This window comes from Megasphaera sp. SW808 (assembly GCF_012027795.1).
GTDB classification, from domain to species: domain Bacteria; phylum Bacillota; class Negativicutes; order Veillonellales; family Megasphaeraceae; genus Megasphaera; species Megasphaera stantonii.
In genome coordinates, this window is record NZ_SJOT01000006.1 from 14,449 (window position 1) to 30,587 (window position 16,139).

Below are 16,139 nucleotides of genomic sequence, written 5' to 3' on the forward strand. Positions count from 1 at the left end.
TTTCCATAACAAGGTACCCTTTTATTATACGAAAAAGGAAAAAATTTACAACAGGCGGAGGGGCAGAATAGGCAGGAAGGCGTAAATTTTTTAAAAATCCCCGGTAGGAATTTGTCTTCTGAAGGTCGAATTAATACTATAGTAAGAGCATGTCGATTTGTTTTCGTTCGTGATAAGGTCTGATTGGCATGTATAACTGTAAGGAGGGATTACGTTGGGAAAGAAAATTGAAGAACGTCCTTTGCGTGCGGCTATTTTGACTATCAGCAATAGCCGGACTTTTTCGGATGATACAAACGGCCTGATGATTCAGTCGGCTCTGACAAACCGGGGGCATCAGGTCGTCGATTACGCTATCGTAAAAGATAATAAAGAGGATATTACCCGTCATATCCACGAATGGGTGTGCAGCGTCGACGTCGTCATTACGAGCGGCGGCACGGGCATTGCCAAGCGGGACGTGACGCTGGAGGCGATAGAGCCTCTCTTTGAAAAGAAAATTCCCGGATTTTCCGAAATGCTCACGTATTTCGCCTATCGCCGCGTCTGCGGCGTGCAGGCCATGGCTTACCGCTCGACGGCCGGCCTGGTCCATCAGTGCATGGTATTTTGCCTGCCCGGCCTGCCCAGCTTGATTAAAGTAGGCATGGAAAAGATCATCCTGCCGGAACTGTTCCACTTATATACGGAAATTAAAAAGTAAGAGCCTTAGTATGGAAGGGCGTGTCTGCGGCACGCCCGATTTTTATGAGGGGAGGCAGCTATGAAATCGAAGCTGATTGTCGTGACAGGCGGCGCGCGCAGCGGCAAGAGCCTGTTTGCAGAAGAATATATGACGTCCTGTTCCGGCCGCAAATCTTATGTCGCGACGGCCCAGATATTAGATGAAGAAATGAAGGAGCGAGTTGCCGAGCACCGCCGCCGCCGTCCGGAAGACTGGCAGACGCTGGAGATATCCTCCGGCCTGAGCGCGGCGTTTCCTGCCGTATTGGAGCAGGCCGACGCCGTCCTCGTCGACTGCCTGACGCTGTATCTTTCAAATTATCTGTTTGCCCATGAAACGGATGGGGACGAAGAGATCCTGCAGGGAGCGCTGCAGGAGATGGAGAATATCGTCGGGGCCGTCCGGCAGACGGCGGATAAGACGGTGATTTTCGTGACCAACGAGCTGGGATGCGGTATCGTGCCGATGAGCCACATAAGCCGCCTGTACCGGGACGTCGTCGGCAAGGTCAACCAATACGCCGCCGGTCAGGCCGACGAGGTGTACTGGACCGTCTGCGGCATTCCCGTAGAGCTCACGCGGCTGAGAGCGTCCATTCCGCAGGGAGGCTGCCGATGAAATCTTTTTTTATTGCCCTGCAATTTTTATCGCGCATCCACGTCGTGACCCAGACTGTCTGGACGGAGGCGGACTTTGGCCGTTCGGTCATATTTTTCCCCCTCGTAGGGACCGTTATCGGCGCCGTCCTTTGCTTGGCCTGTGCCGGCATATCCCTGTGGTTTCTCCAGCCCTATACGGCTGTTCTCCTGGTACTGTGCTGGCTGTTTGTCACGGGAGGCCTTCATGCCGACGGCCTCATGGATATGGCTGACGGGCTGTTTTCCGGGCGGAGCCGCGAGCGCATGCTGGAAATACTCAAGGACAGCTGTGTCGGCTCGAACGGCGTCGTCGCCTTTGTTTCCTGCATGGCCCTGAAGGTCTGCTTTCTGGCGAATCTGCCGCAGCAGTCGGTCTGCGCCGCGCTGCTGGCCGTGCCGACGGCGGCCCGTTTCGGCGTGCTCATCGGGATCTTTCAATTTCCCTATGCCCGCCAGCAGGGATTGGGACAGGCCTTCGTCCAATATGCGCCCCGCCGCGCCCTGGTCAAGGCCTTCCTGTGTGCCTTGCTGCCGCTGGCAGTCGCCGGCTGGAGTTATTGCCTGCTGTTAGGCGCGGCGATGCTGATTTCGCTGGGATTGAATACGTATATCGCCCGGCGGCTGGGCGGCGTGACGGGCGATACGTACGGCGCCGTCATCGAATTAAGCGAAATGCTGCTGCTGGGTCTGGCCTTTCTTGCATCCGGAGCTGTTCAGACGGCGTGTATTTGGATATAATGGAAAGGGACGGCCTCAGGCTGTCGCCAAGGACATGAAACGGTAGGAGGAACATCATGATAAAGTTATATGTAGTGCGCCACGGCGAAACGGACGGCAATGTGCAGCAGTGGTATCAGGGTTCTACGGACGTGCCGCTCAACGCCCGCGGCATCGAGCAGGCGCAGTGCCTGAGCCGCTTTTTGAAGGACGTCCCCTTCAGCGGCATATACAGCAGCACGCTGCAGCGGGCCCGCCGAACGGCGGAAATCGTCGCCGAACCTCACGGCCTGCCCGTGTATTCCTACGACGAGCTGAAGGAAATTGATTTCGGCGTATGGGAAGGCCATACGTACAAGGAAATTACCCAGATGTGGCCCGGCGAAATCGAGGCCTTTTACGATTCCAACGGTACGCTGCGGGCGCGGGGCGGCGAATCGTTCTGCGAAGTAGAGCGGCGGATTACGGCCAAGACGAAGGAGCTGCTGAGCCGCCATAAGGACGGCGACACGGTGCTCATCGCGTCGCACGGTGCGTCTATCCGCTGCCTGATCTTCGGCCTGCTGGGCTTGGAAATGAGCCGCATCTGGTGTTTCCAGCAGTACAATACGGCCTTTAATATCATTGAATACCACGGCGACAAGAACGTCATGACTCTCATGAACTGCACGCAGCATCTGGAAGGCATGGCGGGCTATCAGGCCCAGTGGGCCAGCATGCCCAGCTTGTGAGCGGAAAGGACGGCATATGGCAAAATCAATGCGTCTTGACAAGCTCCTGGGCCACTGTGGCTGGGGAACGCGCCGCCAGCTGAAAGAGCTGTGTAAGGGCGGGCACGTCTTCGTCAACGGCCAGTGCTGCCGCGACAGTGCGGCGAAGGTCGATCCCGAAGGAGACCAGATTTCCGTAGACGGAACGCCCGTCGTATACGAAGCGTTCTATTATCTGATGATGAACAAGCCTGCCGGCGTCTTGTCGGCTACGGAGGACCGCTGCAGCTGCACGGTTCTCGATTTGCTGCCTCAGCAATACCAGGGGGCCGGATTATTTCCCGTCGGACGTCTGGACAAGGATACGACGGGGCTGCTGCTGCTGACGAACGACGGCGTGTGGGCTCACTGCATTACGGCGCCGAAAAAGCATATCGATAAGATATATATCGCCGAAGTCGACGGCTCTATTCCCGACGATATAGACGATGTCTTTCAAGGCGGTATCGTGCTGGCCGACGGGCTGCAGTGCCTGCCGGCGCGGGCGAGAAAAATAGAGGAGCAGACCGTCGAGGTGACGGTTCAGGAAGGGAAATTCCATCAGGTAAAGCGCATGTGCGCCGCCGTCGGCCTCAGCGTCCGCGCGCTGTGCCGCCATACTATCGGCGGGCTGCGCCTCGACGAAACGCTGCGCCCCGGCGAATTTCGTCCCCTGAAGGAAGAGGAAAGAGAATTCCCCTTTATGAATAAATAACCTGTTCAAATGGCCTGTAATATGGTATCATAAAATGTAATCCAAATACGGTGGGGGATGATTGTGATGGAAGAACGGATTTCTCGCCTGCGGCAGTTTCTGCATGAACATACTGCCGACGGTATAATCATATTGCAGCCGGAAAACCTTCGGTACTTCAGCGGCTTTACGGGCGGCGAAGGCGCGCTGGTCGTCAGCTTGTCCGACGCCGTGCTGTGGACCGACTCCCGATACACGGAGCAGGCGGCGCTGCAGTCCGGCCAATGGTATGCCGTGAAAAATCACGAGGGAAAGCTGGCCGGTTCCATCTGCGATTCCCTGAACGGTATGGGCGTACAAGCCGTTCTGTATGAACGGGACTTCTTGACCCATTCGCTTTACGAAGCCATTTCATCGGGCTTGGAAGAATGCTGTTTCTCGGCTCAGGATTTATCACAGCTGCGGGCGGTAAAGGAGCCCTATGAGCTGACGGCGACGCGCCGGGCCAGCGAGATTGCCGATCAGGCCTTTGCCCAGCTGCTGCCCTATATCCGTCCCGGCGTGATGGAACGGGAATTGGCGGCGCGGCTGGAAAGCGCTATGCTTCTTCTCGGCTCGGAAGAACGATCCTTCGCGACCATCGTGGCTTCAGGCCGCCGGTCGGCTATGCCCCACGGCACGGCGAGCGGCAAGGTCGTTGAAGCCGGCGATTTCGTTACCTTTGACTTTGGAGCCGTATGGGAAGGCTATCATTCCGACATGACCCGCACCGTCGTCGTCGGCAAGGCATCGCCGGAGCAGAAGGCGTTTTATCAAACCGTATTGGAAGGCCAATTGTTGGGATTAGGCGCTGTCCGGGCGGGAGCGTCCTGCCGCGACATCGACGCGGCTGTCCGCCAGTATTTTTCCGAACGGGGCGCAGACCAATACTTCACCCATGCCCTGGGCCATGGGACGGGGCTGGAGATCCACGAACAGCCCGTGCTTTCGCCGCGTGCGGCCGGCACGCTGCAGGAGAATATGATAGTCACGGTTGAACCGGGACTGTACATAGAAGGCAAATACGGCGTCCGCATAGAGGATTCCGTTGCCGTTACAGCTGATGGCTGTGAAATACTAACTAAGACATCAAAAGAATTGATGGAGCTGTTATAGGAGGAGTAAACTATGATTACAAGTAATGATTTCAGACCAGGCGTAACGATTGAAATTGACGGCCAGGTATGGCAGGTCGTCGAATTCCAGCATGTAAAACCCGGTAAGGGCGCAGCTTTTGTCCGCGCTAAGATTAAAAACCTCGAAACGGGCGCCGTTATCGAACGTACATGGAACGCCGGCGAAAAAGTCCAGGACGGCCGCGTAGACCGCCGCCAGATGCAGTACCTCTATGAAAACGACGGCATGTACTGCTTCATGGACAATGAAACGTACGAACAGATCGAACTGAACAAAGACAACCTCGGCAACGCCGTAAACTTCCTGAAAGAAGACATGACGGTTACAGTTATGCAGTTTAAGGGCAAGGTAATCGGCATCGACTTGCCGGCAGCCGTCGAACTCAAGGTCGTTGAAACCGATCCGGGCGTCCGCGGCGATACGGCTACGGGCGGCAGCAAACCGGCTAAATTGGAAACAGGATACGTCGTTAAAGTGCCTCTCTTCATCAACGAAGGCGAAGTTCTCCAGATCGATACGAGAACGGGCGACTATATCGGCAGAGCATAAGCATACGGACACTGGAAAAGCGATGAGTTTCTCATCGCTTTTTGTGAATTTTATCAATGGTGGTCATCATGGAAACGACGGAAACGAATGCGTTAGGAAGCGTACATATTTCACAGCGGGCGATTTCCGTACTGGCGTCCCAAACGGCAGCCGCCGTCAGCGGCGTAGCTTCGCTGGGCGCGTCTATTGCGGAAACGGCGGCCCGGAAGATCGGGCGGACCAGCCTGGCCCAGGGCGTAGACGCGGTCATCGACGGCCGGGAGGTCGAGCTGACGGTGCGCCTTGTCGTGCAGTATGGGTATCGGATTCCCGATATTGCCCTGGCAGTGCAGAAGAAGGTCAAGGACGCTGTAGAATCCTCGGCTGGATGCAGCGTGACGGCCGTCCATGTCGTCGTTCAGGATATCGCGTTTTCCGACGGCGAGGGAGACGGGGCGGAAAGGAGCGGCAGTCATGACGGAGCATAGCGATAGTTTTGCCTATACGATCAGCGAAAGCGCGCTGGCTAAGATTGCGGCGACGGCGGTCTTGGGCACCAAAGGCGTGGCCGGAAAAAAAGGCCGCGGCATCGTCGTCAAATATCTGGACGGCATCGTCGTGGCAGACGTGCACATTCAGGCCTATTACGGCGTACAGCTGCGGACGCTGGCCCTGACGGTGCAGCAGAACGTCGCCAAAGCCCTTACGGTGATGGCTGATCCTAAACACTTAGAGGTCCACGTTACGATTGAAGACGTAGTCATGAGCCCCCATGAGGGCCAAAACCATACAGGAGGTTAGCGTGAGCAGACATAAAGCGCGCCAGCAGGCGCTGGAACTTTTGTTTTCCCGCGAATTCCACGGCGAAAACGACATACAATATAAAGAGAAAGAGATTTTTGAAGAAGATGGCGCGGCGCCTGACGATGCAGCCGATAGCGCGGCGGAACTTGGCGACGGCGGCGACGAAGGTGCCTATTGCGACTATCTCGTGCAGACGGTTACGGCTCATAAGGAAGAGCTGGACGGCGTCATTCAGTCTTTTGCCAAAGGCTGGAACGTATCCCGCATGAATCATACTGATAAAAACATCATGCGGCTGGCCTTGTGCGAGCTCGTATACCCCAAGGAGGAAACGGCTCCGTCCATCGTGCTGAACGAGGCGATCTTGCTGGCCAAAGAATACAGCGGCGAAAAAGCGGCTAAATTCATCAACGGCATTTTGGGCGCCTATGTGAGGTCCCGGTCGTAATGGACGCGTTTTTGGGCATCGACACGAGCTGCTATACGACGTCGCTGTGCGTAGTCGACTCGCATTTCGACGTCGTTGCCGACGAACGGATTATTTTGACCGTGCCCCAGGGCGGGCGCGGCTTATCCCAGTCGAACATGGTATATCAGCATATGCGGAACCTGCCCGTGCTGTTCGAACGGCTTGCGCCGCAGCTGGAGTCCTGCGTGATTCGCGCCGTCGGCGTCACGGACAAGCCGCGGCGGCGCGAAGATTCGTATATGCCGGCCTTTTTGGCCGGATTGGGCTACGGCCGTTCGCTGGCGGCCGTTCTCCGCGTCCCGCTGTATACCCTCAGCCATCAGGAAAACCACTTGCTGGCGGCGCTGCGCGCGACCGGCTGCATTGGACAGGAGGCCTTTTACGGCCTTCATCTGTCCGGCGGCACGACGGATTTGCTCAAAGCCGTTCCCGACGAAATGGGACTCGATATCGAACGGGTAGGCGGTACGAGCGACATCAGCGCCGGCCAGTTCATCGACCGCATCGGCGTCGCCCTGGGCCTGCCCTTCCCGGCTGGCGTTCATGTGGATAAAATGGCTCAGACTGCGGCAGTTCCGGCTAAGCCGTCGCACGTGTGGTGCCGGCAGGGAGAAATCAGTTTTTCCGGTCCGGAATCGCAGGGGCAGCGGCGTATTGCCGGGCGCAGCGGCACGGCTGCCGAAATATGCAGCTGGACGCTGGCTACGGTCTGGGACGGCCTGCGCCGCATGCTGGACGACAAGGAGGACATGCAGTCTCTCGTCGCCGTAGGCGGCGTCATGTCGAACGCCTATTTGCAGGGCGAATTGGCGGCTTACTGCCGCCGCCGTCATGTCAGGCTGCTGCTGGCTCCGGCCGGCTTTAGCGCGGACAACGGTTCCGGCGCGGCCTTTTGGGCTGCCTGGCAGGAAAGGAAGAGCAAATGAAGTATGCCTCAGTGACAGACGTCGTCCGGCGTATCAAGGACGATATACAAAAAGACTTTCGCCTCCAAAGCGTAGCGATGGAAGGGAATATCATCGGCCTGAAGCGGGCGTCCAACGGCCATTACTACATGAATCTCCACGACGACGCCTGCTCGATCAGGGCCATCTTATTCCGCAATCGCGCCGGGAGGATGATGGACGGCATCCGCGAAGGCGATCATGTCGTCGTCATCGGCTCGGTCAATGTGTACGAAAAAGGCGGCGCTTTGTCATTTATCATCGAGCGCCTCTTTTCGCAGGGCATCGGTTCGCTGCAGGCTGAATACGAACGGATAAAGAATGAACTGGAGCGGGACGGGTATTTCGACGCCGCCCACAAACAGGCGATTCCCCGCTTTCCCTGGACTGTAGGCGTGCTGACGTCGCGTACGGGCGCCGTGCTTCACGATATCCGCAAGATAGCCGCCGAACGCAATCCCTACGTGGATATCCGCCTGTTTCCCATTCCCGTGCAGGGCGCAGGAGCTGAAGAAAAAATTGCGGCCGCCGTGGCAAAAGCCGGAAAGCGCAGGGATTTGGATGTCCTCATTCTGGCGCGCGGCGGCGGTTCCATGGAAGATTTGTGGTGCTTCAACAGTCCCGCCGTCGTCAAGGCTATTTACGGCTCGGCGGTGCCGGTCATTACGGCTATTGGCCATGAGACGGATACGACGCTGGCCGATTACGCGGCAGACCTCCGGGCGGCGACGCCGACTCATGCGGCCGAACTGGCTTTTCCCGACGTAGAGGAAATCGAGCTGGACTTGGCGGCTATGAGCCGTCAGGCCTGGGACATGCTGATGGACGCGATTGAAGGGCGGCGCCGCGATACGGCCAACCTGGCCGCCCGCATGCAGCCGAGGCGGTACGGCGCCTTTTTGACGGAAAAACGAGACCGCATCCGCCAGATGGTGCAGACGGGGAGCCGCCGTCTCGACGTGATTTTAGCTGAAAAAGGCGGGCGCATGGCCGGTCTGCAGGCTGCGCTGCAGGCCCTGAACCCGGCGGCTCTCGTGCGCCGCGGATACGGGCAGCTGGAGCAGCAGGGACGCATCGTCGCGGATATCCGCCGGCTGGACAAAGAGTGTCCGCTGCGGATACAGCTGGTAGACGGCGCAATTACGACGGAAATCAAAGAGGTAGACATATATGGCAAGAACGACGGATAAACTAAAGAATTTTGAAGCGAACTATGAAAAGCTGGAAGAAGTGGTCAAGGCCCTGGATTCGCCGGACTTGACGCTCAAGGAATCGCTGGACTTATATGAAAAGGCCATCAAGCTTTCCGAAGCTTGCGAAAGCGCGCTGGAATATGCCAAACAGCGGGCCCAGGCTCTGGCAGATATTCACGAACGGGCTGAAGAGGACGATTCGTCAGACCAAACCTTGGAAGAAGGGACGTTAGGCTTATGAATTTTGCAGACTATATGAAGGAACAGAAAGGCCGCATAGACAGCCGGCTGGAAACGCTGCTCCAGACGGACGTGCCGCAGTTTGCCCAGCTGTATAAGGCGATGAATTACAGCCTGCTTGCCGGCGGAAAGCGCATCCGGCCGATATTGCTTCTGGCTACGCTGGAAGCCCTGGGCAAGGATTCGGAACCGTATATAGATCTGGCCTGCGCCTTGGAATGTGTTCATTCCTATTCGCTCATCCACGACGACTTGCCGGCCATGGACGACGACGATCTGCGGCGTGGCAAGCCGACGAATCACGTCGTGTTCGGCGAAGGCACGGCGATTTTGGCCGGCGACGGCCTGCTTACCTATGCCTTCGAGCTCATGGCGGCGCAGACCCATATTGACGCGGCTAAATTGGCGCGGTGCATCGCCATCTTTGCCCATGCGGCCGGACCGGCCGGCATGGTAGGCGGCCAGGCCTTTGATCTGGCGTCGGAAGGCAATACGTCCATTGGCCGCGAAGGCTTAGAGCTTCTCCACTATTCTAAAACCGGCATCATTTTTAAAGCGGCGATTGAATTGGCAGCTGTACTGGGCGATGCCGGCGAAGCGCAGAAAAAAGCTCTGGATACATACGCCTTTTACATGGGCCTGACCTTCCAGATTACCGACGACATTCTCGACGTCGTCGGCGACGAAGCGGCGCTGGGGAAACCTGTCGGCAGCGATGCAAAAAACGACAAGGCTACGTATGTTACGATTTTTTCATTAGACGAAGCGCGGCGCATGGCAGAGGAAGCGGCGGAAAAAGCGACGGCCGCCGTAGAACCGCTGGGGCCGAAGGCCTGGTTCCTGCGGGACCTCGTGTCGTATATGCTCGTCCGTACGAAGTAAGGAGAGGAAAGTATGCAGCAAAAAGAACGGCTCGACGTGCTGCTCGTCGAACGAGGGCTGGCGGAAAGCCGGGAAAAGGCGAAGGCGGCTATTATGGCAGGCCTCGTATTCGTTAAAAATCAGCGCGTCGACAAGGCGGGAACGAAGATTTCCGTCGACGCCGAAATAGCGGTGAAGGGCAATCCTATTCCCTACGTCGGCAGAGGCGGATTGAAGCTGGAAAAAGCGATGGAAACCTTTCCTATCGACCTGACGGGCGTGACGATGATGGATATCGGCGCGTCGACTGGCGGGTTTACGGACTGCGCCCTGCAGAACGGGGCGGCCAAGGTATTCGCCGTCGACGTGGGGTACGGCCAGCTGGCCTGGAAACTGCGCACGGACGAACGGGTCGTCAATATGGAGCGGACCAATATACGCAACGTCACGGTAGAAGACATCGGCGAGCCCGTTGATTTTATTTCCATCGACGTGTCGTTTATTTCCCTGCTCAAGATCATGTCGGCCGTCGCGCCGCTGCTGGCTGACGGAGGCTCTATGGTCACGCTGATCAAGCCCCAATTTGAAGCGGGGCGCGAGCATGTCGGCAAGGGCGGCATCGTCCGGGACAGCGGCGTGCACCGCGACGTCATCCGCCGCGTGACCGACGGCATTGCAGCCTGCGGCATATCGCCCCTGGCCCTGACCTTTTCGCCAATCAAAGGGGCCGACGGCAATATCGAGTATTTGCTGTACAGCAAAAAAGAAGGGGCCGTCCGCAATGAAATAAGCGACGACATGATCGAAGACATCGTAACCCGTTCTCATGAAATGTAGGTGATAGCGTATGCGCATTGGCATATTTCCCAATCTGGTAAAACGAGAGAGCGCCGATATCGTCCGGCAGATCATAACGATTTGCGAGGACCAAGGCGTCGAATACTACTTGCCGGCCTATGTCGGCGAAAGCCGGCAGGCGCTGTACCGCCATATCGGCGCGTCTCATTTGCGGCCGCAGAAAAAAATATACGAATCCATCGACGTGGCTATGGTGCTCGGCGGCGACGGCACGATTCTGAAAATGTCGAAGCAGTTTGCCGAGGCCGGCGTGCCGATTTGCGGCGTCAACCTGGGCTCCCTGGGCTTTTTGTACGAAGTTGAGACGAGTACCTTGGAGCAGCGGATTGCAGACCTCATCGCCGGCCGGTATTTCATGGAGGAGCGCATGATGCTTCAGGCTGATTTGTGCTACGAAGACGGCACATGTCAGCATCTGCCGCCGGCGCTGAACGATATTGTCATCGGCCACGGCAACGTAGGCAAGCTGATCCGCGTCGACATGAGCATTAACGGGCAGTTTATCCAGCAGTTTCCCGGCGACGGCCTCGTCGTGTCGACGGCGACGGGCAGTACGGGCTATACCTTTTCCAGCGGCGGCCCCATCGTCTCCCCCCAGGTCAAGTGCATCATGGTGACGCCCATCTGCCCGCACCTGCTGCTGAAAGTGCCGCTGGTGCTGAGCGACAGGGACGAGCTCAGCTTTACCGTCGACAACAGCCGCAACAGCGTCCGCATTTCCGTCGACGGCATGATGGACCAGGAGCTGCTGCGCTCCGCTGTGCTTCACGTCAAAAAATCCGACGACGTGCTGAACATCGTGCGGTTTAACCAAAGCTATTTTTACGGCAATTTGTTTAAAAAGATGATGGGAAATGAGTAAATGAAAGCATATCCGTTTAAAAATGTCGTAGCTATGTCCCACATGCTGCTGCAGCCCTACGTGCCGGAGGCGCAGGTCCTCGTCGATATGACCTGCGGCAACGGGCACGACACGGCTTTTTTGGCCTCCTTGATGAAGGACGACGCCGTCTTGTATGCCTTTGACATCCAGGCCTGTGCCGTCGCCAGGACGAAAGAGCGGCTGGACAGCCTGGGATTGTCCCATAAGACCGTCGTGTATCGGCAGGGGTCTCACGACGACTTGGTCGGGCGCATTGACGAGCCCGTCGATATCGCCGTGTTTAACCTGGGATATTTGCCTTCGGGGGACCATGAGATTCATACGAAAAGTGAAACGACGATAAAAGCTATAAAAATATGCTTGCATAAAATTGCGATAAATGGGATAATTATGATAGCGGCTTATCCCGGCACCGAGGCCGGGGCTCAGGAGGAAAAGGCTCTTCGCCGCTTTCTCCAATCCGTGCCGCAGCGGGAATTTGACGTGTCCCTGTGGCGGCCAATCAACCAAATACATTGTCCGCCTGTTTTATATATTGTACAGAAAAGAGGGTAAGCTAACATGAAACGATTTCGCTATACGAAGATAAAGGAAATAGTGCAGTCCCGTCCGATTGAAACGCAGGAAGAGCTGGCAAAGGCCCTGCAGGAAGAAGGGATTGAAGTCACGCAGGCGACGGTGTCGCGCGATATTAAAGAACTCATGCTCATCAAGGTTCCGACCAGCGACGGCCATTATCGGTACGCCCTGTCGCCGGAACAGAACATGCTCATGTCCAAAAACCGCATGGCCCGCCTGTTCCAGGATTCTATCGTCCGCGTCGACTCGGCCTTTAACCAAATCGTCGTGCATACGCTGCCGGGCTCGGCCAGCATGGTAGCTTCGGCTATCGACCACGCGAAATGGGAAAGCATTATCGGGACCTTAGCCGGCGACGATACGATTCTCATTATTACGAACAACGCGGAAACGGTGCCGCAGCTGGTAAAATTAATCGTGTCGCTGATGAAAGAATGAGGCGCTTATGCTGCAATCGCTGCACATACATAATTTTGCGTTAATAGAAGATCTGCAGCTTTCTTTCGGCGAAGGCATTACGATTTTTACCGGTGAAACCGGCGCCGGCAAGTCTATTCTTCTCGATGCAATCGGCATGTTGGCGGGAAAACGCGCTTCAGCATCGTTCGTGCGGCAGGGCACGGACGCCTTTCGTGTTGAAGGCGCGTTCTTTTTTTCTGTTATAGGCGAACATTTGGCCCGTTTGCTGGAAGAAAACCACATCGAATGCGACGACGGGCAGCTTGTCATCTGCCGGCAGTTTTACCGCAGCGGCAGGGGCACAACGCTGGTGAACGGCACGCTGGTGCCGACTGCCGTCGTCAAGCGCATTGGCGAATACCTTCTCGACATACACGGCCAGTTCGACAACCGCCTCATCTTTGACCCGGCCTACCACGTCGGCATACTGGATTCGCTGACGCCGGAGCTGCAGCAGGAGCGGCGGCGGTATGACGAAATGTACGGCGCGTGGCGTTCCCTGTGCCAGCAGGCGCGCAAGCTGCAGCACGACGAAGGCGAAAAGGCGCGCATGACCAGTATCCTCGATTTCCAAATCAAGGAAATCGAGAGCGCCCAGCTGCAAATCGGCGAAGACGACGAGCTGGAAAAGAAGGTGCGCGCCGCCTCTCATGCCGAGCATATTAAAGACAATCTAAAAGAAGCCGTATTTTGCCTGGAAGGGGGCGAACGGCAGAAGGGCATCGTCGAACAGCTGGAGACGATACATCGCTGCCTGGAAAAGGCCTCCGCCTACGATGCGGCCTTTGCCGACTTAGCGTCTAAGGTGGAAACGCTGTCCTACGAGGTGGAAGACGTGCATGACGGCCTGATGCGGTATGCCGATTCCTTTGAGTTTGACGAACGGGCTCTTGACGCCATGCAGTCCCGCCTGGCGGCGATCGACAAGCTCAAGCGGAAATACGGCCTTACGATTGAAGAAATACTGGCCTTTTTGGCCAAAGCCAAGGGCGAGTACGAACGGCTCGACCAATCGGAAAGCCTGCTGGCAGAGCTTCAAGCCGACATCAAGCGGCAGGAACAGGGCCTGCGCCGCCAGGCCGAACGGCTGCTTTCGCTGCGGCGGGAAGCAGACGCCTCCTTCCGTCAGGCCATGGAAGAGACCCTTCATCAATTAGGAATGCCGAACAGCCGCATCGCCTTTCACATCGAGCCTATGGAAAAAATCCTTCCTGACGGGGCGGCTTCCATCGAATTATATTTCTCGGCCAATACGGGCGAAGCCATGCAGCCTCTGGCGAAAATCGCCTCGGGCGGCGAAATTTCCCGTATTGCCCTAGCCCTGAAGTCGAGCGCGGCCTCGGCCGGCGGGCAGACGATGATCTTCGATGAAATCGACGTCGGCATCAGCGGGCAGACGGGATTGAAGGTAGCCGAGCACATCCGGCGGCTGGGACGAGACAATCAGGTCTTGTGCATTACCCACCTGCCCCAGACGGCGGCCATAGCCGATCACCATTACTTCATCTATAAAAGGGAAGCCGATGGTCGGACCGTTTCGCAAGTTCGCCCGTTGTCGGCAGAAGACCACGTCTTGGAAATCGCCCGCATGTTTGCCGGCGACGACGCGACGGAGGCCAGCATCGAGGCGGCCAAGCAAATCGTGCGTCAAGTGCGGGACGACAAGATTTAAAGTGATTCTATTGACGAATTTGCATAATAGGTATATATTAATGGTAATCTTTAATTAAGTAAAATTAGGATGGTGAACAAACATGATTCGCGTATTGGTAAACGGCGCGGACGGCCGCATGGGAAGCCAGGTCGTCAAAGCCGTATATGAAGATAAGGATTTAGAATTTGTCGGCGGCGTCAGCGTGACGAATATCGGCAAAGACGCCGGCGAACTGGCCGGCGTCGGCGCGCTGGGAATCGCTATCCGCGAAGGCTTAGGCCAGGCCCTGGACGACATTAAGCCCGACGTCGTTGTAGATTTTACGACACCTAAGGTTATCTTTGAAAACGCCAAGACATGCATTGAACACGGCGTCAATATGGTCGTCGGCACGACGGGCCTGACGGCAGAACAGCGCGGCGAATTGGCCGCCTTGGCAGAACAGCGCAAGACGAGCATTTTCATTGCGCCGAACTTTTCTATCGGCGCCGTTTTGATGATGAAGCTGTCGGAAGAAGTGGCTCCTTATTTGCCGGATGTAGAAATCATCGAACTTCACCATAATAATAAGCTGGACGCTCCGTCCGGCACGGCCATCATGACGGCTAATAAAATCGACGCGGCCCGCAAGGCTGCCAATGCCCAGCAGGCTCCGGATAAGACGCATGAAAGCCTGGACGGCGCCCGCGGCGCAAAAGTGGACGACATTCCCATTCACAGCGTCCGCCTTCCCGGCTACGTCGCCCATCAGCAGGTACTGTTCGGCGGCTACGGCGAGCTGCTGACGATCCGTCACGATTCTATCGACCGCAAATCGTTCATGCCCGGAGTCATTTTGGCTGTAAAGAAAGTAAACTCTCGGCCGGGCCTGACCTTTGGCTTGGAAAATTATTTATAAGACGTAAGATGTTGGAGGGGTTTTTAGTATGGCAAAAGAACCGGTAGTAGCGATTTTAGGCGCCACAGGTGCAGTTGGACAAGAATTTATCCGCCTGATTGAAGAACGAAATTTTCCGTACAGCAAGCTGAAGCTGCTGGCGTCGGCCCGTTCGGCAGGCAAGCCGCTGACCGTTAACGGTCAGGAATACACGATAGAAGAAGCGAAGCCCGAATCTTTCGACGGCGTAGATATCGGCTTGTTTGCCGGCGGTTCTATCAGCAAGACCTTGGGGCCTGAAGCTGCTAAACGGGGCTGTATCGTCATCGATAATTCCAGCACGTTCCGCATGGATCCGGACGTGCCCCTTGTCGTTCCTGAAGTCAATCCGGAAGACATTGCCTGGCATAAGGGCATCATAGCCAATCCGAACTGCTCGACGATCATCATGCTCATGGCTTTGAAGCCGATTCACGACTTGTCGCCGATCAAAAAGATTATCGTCAGCACCTATCAGGCCGTGTCCGGCGCCGGCAAAGAAGGCATCGACGAGCTGCAGGAAGAAACGCAGGCCTACCTCAAGGGCGAAGCCATGAACCCGCAGATCCTGCCGAGCAAGAGCCTGCCGAAGCACTATCCCATCGCGTTTAACCTGATTCCGCAGATTGATAAATTCATGGAAAACGATTATACGAAGGAAGAAATGAAGATGGTCAATGAAACCCATAAGATGCTTCACGACGATACTATCGCCATTACGGCGACAACCGTCCGCGTTCCCGTTTTCCGCAGCCATGCCGAATCCATTTACGTAGAAACACAGGATGAATTGACTGTCGACGCGATCCGCAAGGCTATCGACGCCTTCCCGGGCGCGCAGGTACAGGACAATCCGGCCGAAATGGAATATCCCATGCCCATGTATACGTCGGAACAATACGACTGCTACGTAGGCCGCATCCGCAAGGACCTGTACAATCCCAAAGCCGTCAACTTGTGGGTATCGGGCGACCAAATCCGCAAGGGCGCCGCACTGAACGCCCTGCAGATCGCCGAATATATGCTGGCTCATGATATGGTAAAGTAGAGAGG

The 16,139-nt window shown here is 56.4% G+C and carries 21 protein-coding genes; all 21 read left to right on the plus strand.

Annotated features, from left to right (window positions below; translation table 11 throughout):
- Positions 1-214: 214 nt before the first annotated feature.
- Positions 215-703, plus strand: coding sequence for a MogA/MoaB family molybdenum cofactor biosynthesis protein (locus tag E0L13_RS03505; RefSeq protein ID WP_087476856.1), 489 nt, complete (start codon positions 215-217; stop codon positions 701-703).
- Between the two features lie 60 nt (positions 704-763).
- Entirely contained in the window at positions 764-1,342 is a 579-nt protein-coding gene (gene cobU / locus E0L13_RS03510) for a bifunctional adenosylcobinamide kinase/adenosylcobinamide-phosphate guanylyltransferase (RefSeq protein WP_168060345.1), read from the plus strand.
- The gene (gene cobS / locus E0L13_RS03515) at positions 1,339-2,100 is read left to right on the plus strand and encodes an adenosylcobinamide-GDP ribazoletransferase (protein WP_168060347.1); all 762 of its coding nucleotides are present in this window, start codon (positions 1,339-1,341) and stop codon (positions 2,098-2,100) included. Before cobU ends, cobS begins: the two co-directional genes overlap by 4 nt.
- A 56-nt stretch (positions 2,101-2,156) precedes the next feature.
- Positions 2,157-2,810 (plus strand): histidine phosphatase family protein, encoded by a 654-nt coding sequence (locus E0L13_RS03520; protein WP_087476859.1) that lies wholly within the window; start codon positions 2,157-2,159, stop codon positions 2,808-2,810.
- A 16-nt stretch (positions 2,811-2,826) separates the two neighbouring features.
- The gene (locus E0L13_RS03525) at positions 2,827-3,543 is read left to right on the plus strand and encodes a pseudouridine synthase (protein ID WP_168060349.1); all 717 of its coding nucleotides are present in this window, start codon (positions 2,827-2,829) and stop codon (positions 3,541-3,543) included.
- Between the two features lie 63 nt (positions 3,544-3,606).
- Entirely contained in the window at positions 3,607-4,677 is a 1,071-nt protein-coding gene (locus tag E0L13_RS03530; protein WP_168060351.1) for a Xaa-Pro peptidase family protein, read from the plus strand.
- Positions 4,678-4,689: 12 nt separating this feature from the next.
- The gene (efp, locus tag E0L13_RS03535; RefSeq protein ID WP_087476862.1) at positions 4,690-5,247 is read left to right on the plus strand and encodes an elongation factor P; all 558 of its coding nucleotides are present in this window, start codon (positions 4,690-4,692) and stop codon (positions 5,245-5,247) included.
- A gap of 68 nt (positions 5,248-5,315) precedes the next feature.
- Positions 5,316-5,714, plus strand: coding sequence for an Asp23/Gls24 family envelope stress response protein (locus E0L13_RS03540; protein WP_095629253.1), 399 nt, complete (start codon positions 5,316-5,318; stop codon positions 5,712-5,714).
- Positions 5,701-6,027, plus strand: coding sequence for an Asp23/Gls24 family envelope stress response protein (locus tag E0L13_RS03545; protein ID WP_168060353.1), 327 nt, complete (start codon positions 5,701-5,703; stop codon positions 6,025-6,027). Before E0L13_RS03540 ends, E0L13_RS03545 begins: the two co-directional genes overlap by 14 nt.
- Position 6,028: 1 nt before the next feature.
- Positions 6,029-6,478: a transcription antitermination factor NusB gene (gene nusB / locus E0L13_RS03550; RefSeq protein ID WP_168060355.1), complete on the plus strand. Its 450-nt coding sequence runs from the start codon at positions 6,029-6,031 to the stop codon at positions 6,476-6,478.
- Entirely contained in the window at positions 6,478-7,425 is a 948-nt protein-coding gene (locus tag E0L13_RS03555) for a peptidase (RefSeq protein WP_168060357.1), read from the plus strand. The genes nusB and E0L13_RS03555 overlap by 1 nt, the downstream gene beginning before the upstream one ends.
- Positions 7,422-8,633: an exodeoxyribonuclease VII large subunit gene (gene xseA / locus E0L13_RS03560; protein WP_168060359.1), complete on the plus strand. Its 1,212-nt coding sequence runs from the start codon at positions 7,422-7,424 to the stop codon at positions 8,631-8,633. Before E0L13_RS03555 ends, xseA begins: the two co-directional genes overlap by 4 nt.
- Entirely contained in the window at positions 8,614-8,877 is a 264-nt protein-coding gene (xseB, locus tag E0L13_RS03565; protein WP_168060361.1) for an exodeoxyribonuclease VII small subunit, read from the plus strand. Before xseA ends, xseB begins: the two co-directional genes overlap by 20 nt.
- Positions 8,874-9,758 carry a polyprenyl synthetase family protein gene (locus tag E0L13_RS03570; protein WP_168060363.1) on the plus strand — a complete coding sequence of 295 codons (885 nt, stop codon included), beginning with the start codon at positions 8,874-8,876 and terminating at the stop codon, positions 9,756-9,758. Before xseB ends, E0L13_RS03570 begins: the two co-directional genes overlap by 4 nt.
- A gap of 12 nt (positions 9,759-9,770) precedes the next feature.
- Entirely contained in the window at positions 9,771-10,574 is an 804-nt protein-coding gene (locus E0L13_RS03575) for a TlyA family RNA methyltransferase (RefSeq protein ID WP_087476869.1), read from the plus strand.
- A gap of 10 nt (positions 10,575-10,584) precedes the next feature.
- Complete coding sequence (locus tag E0L13_RS03580; RefSeq protein WP_168060365.1) at positions 10,585-11,457, plus strand: NAD(+)/NADH kinase; 873 nt, start codon at positions 10,585-10,587, stop codon at positions 11,455-11,457.
- A complete protein-coding gene (locus E0L13_RS03585; protein ID WP_168060367.1) occupies positions 11,458-12,033 on the plus strand; it encodes a class I SAM-dependent methyltransferase in 576 nt (191 codons plus the stop codon).
- A 6-nt stretch (positions 12,034-12,039) separates the two neighbouring features.
- Positions 12,040-12,495 carry an arginine repressor gene (argR, locus tag E0L13_RS03590; RefSeq protein WP_087476872.1) on the plus strand — a complete coding sequence of 152 codons (456 nt, stop codon included), beginning with the start codon at positions 12,040-12,042 and terminating at the stop codon, positions 12,493-12,495.
- A 7-nt stretch (positions 12,496-12,502) separates the two neighbouring features.
- Positions 12,503-14,188, plus strand: coding sequence for a DNA repair protein RecN (gene recN / locus E0L13_RS03595; protein ID WP_168060368.1), 1,686 nt, complete (start codon positions 12,503-12,505; stop codon positions 14,186-14,188).
- 82 nt (positions 14,189-14,270) lie between these two features.
- A complete protein-coding gene (gene dapB / locus E0L13_RS03600) occupies positions 14,271-15,068 on the plus strand; it encodes a 4-hydroxy-tetrahydrodipicolinate reductase (protein WP_168060370.1) in 798 nt (265 codons plus the stop codon).
- Positions 15,069-15,096: 28 nt separating this feature from the next.
- The gene (locus E0L13_RS03605) at positions 15,097-16,134 is read left to right on the plus strand and encodes an aspartate-semialdehyde dehydrogenase (RefSeq protein ID WP_168060372.1); all 1,038 of its coding nucleotides are present in this window, start codon (positions 15,097-15,099) and stop codon (positions 16,132-16,134) included.
- The last annotated feature ends 5 nt before the right edge of the window (positions 16,135-16,139 follow it).

Coding starts and splice junctions, on each gene's coding strand:
- cobU (WP_168060345.1), top strand. CDS start 764: ATGAAATCGAAGCTGATTGTCGTGACAGGCGGCGCGCGCAGCGGCAAG.
- cobS (WP_168060347.1), top strand. CDS start 1,339: ATGAAATCTTTTTTTATTGCCCTGCAATTTTTATCGCGCATCCACGTC.
- E0L13_RS03520 (WP_087476859.1), top strand. CDS start 2,157: ATGATAAAGTTATATGTAGTGCGCCACGGCGAAACGGACGGCAATGTG.
- E0L13_RS03525 (WP_168060349.1), top strand. CDS start 2,827: ATGGCAAAATCAATGCGTCTTGACAAGCTCCTGGGCCACTGTGGCTGG.
- efp (WP_087476862.1), top strand. CDS start 4,690: ATGATTACAAGTAATGATTTCAGACCAGGCGTAACGATTGAAATTGAC.
- E0L13_RS03540 (WP_095629253.1), top strand. CDS start 5,316: ATGGAAACGACGGAAACGAATGCGTTAGGAAGCGTACATATTTCACAG.
- E0L13_RS03545 (WP_168060353.1), top strand. CDS start 5,701: ATGACGGAGCATAGCGATAGTTTTGCCTATACGATCAGCGAAAGCGCG.
- E0L13_RS03555 (WP_168060357.1), top strand. CDS start 6,478: ATGGACGCGTTTTTGGGCATCGACACGAGCTGCTATACGACGTCGCTG.
- xseA (WP_168060359.1), top strand. CDS start 7,422: ATGAAGTATGCCTCAGTGACAGACGTCGTCCGGCGTATCAAGGACGAT.
- xseB (WP_168060361.1), top strand. CDS start 8,614: ATGGCAAGAACGACGGATAAACTAAAGAATTTTGAAGCGAACTATGAA.
- E0L13_RS03570 (WP_168060363.1), top strand. CDS start 8,874: ATGAATTTTGCAGACTATATGAAGGAACAGAAAGGCCGCATAGACAGC.
- E0L13_RS03575 (WP_087476869.1), top strand. CDS start 9,771: ATGCAGCAAAAAGAACGGCTCGACGTGCTGCTCGTCGAACGAGGGCTG.
- E0L13_RS03580 (WP_168060365.1), top strand. CDS start 10,585: ATGCGCATTGGCATATTTCCCAATCTGGTAAAACGAGAGAGCGCCGAT.
- E0L13_RS03585 (WP_168060367.1), top strand. CDS start 11,458: ATGAAAGCATATCCGTTTAAAAATGTCGTAGCTATGTCCCACATGCTG.
- argR (WP_087476872.1), top strand. CDS start 12,040: ATGAAACGATTTCGCTATACGAAGATAAAGGAAATAGTGCAGTCCCGT.
- recN (WP_168060368.1), top strand. CDS start 12,503: ATGCTGCAATCGCTGCACATACATAATTTTGCGTTAATAGAAGATCTG.
- dapB (WP_168060370.1), top strand. CDS start 14,271: ATGATTCGCGTATTGGTAAACGGCGCGGACGGCCGCATGGGAAGCCAG.
- E0L13_RS03605 (WP_168060372.1), top strand. CDS start 15,097: ATGGCAAAAGAACCGGTAGTAGCGATTTTAGGCGCCACAGGTGCAGTT.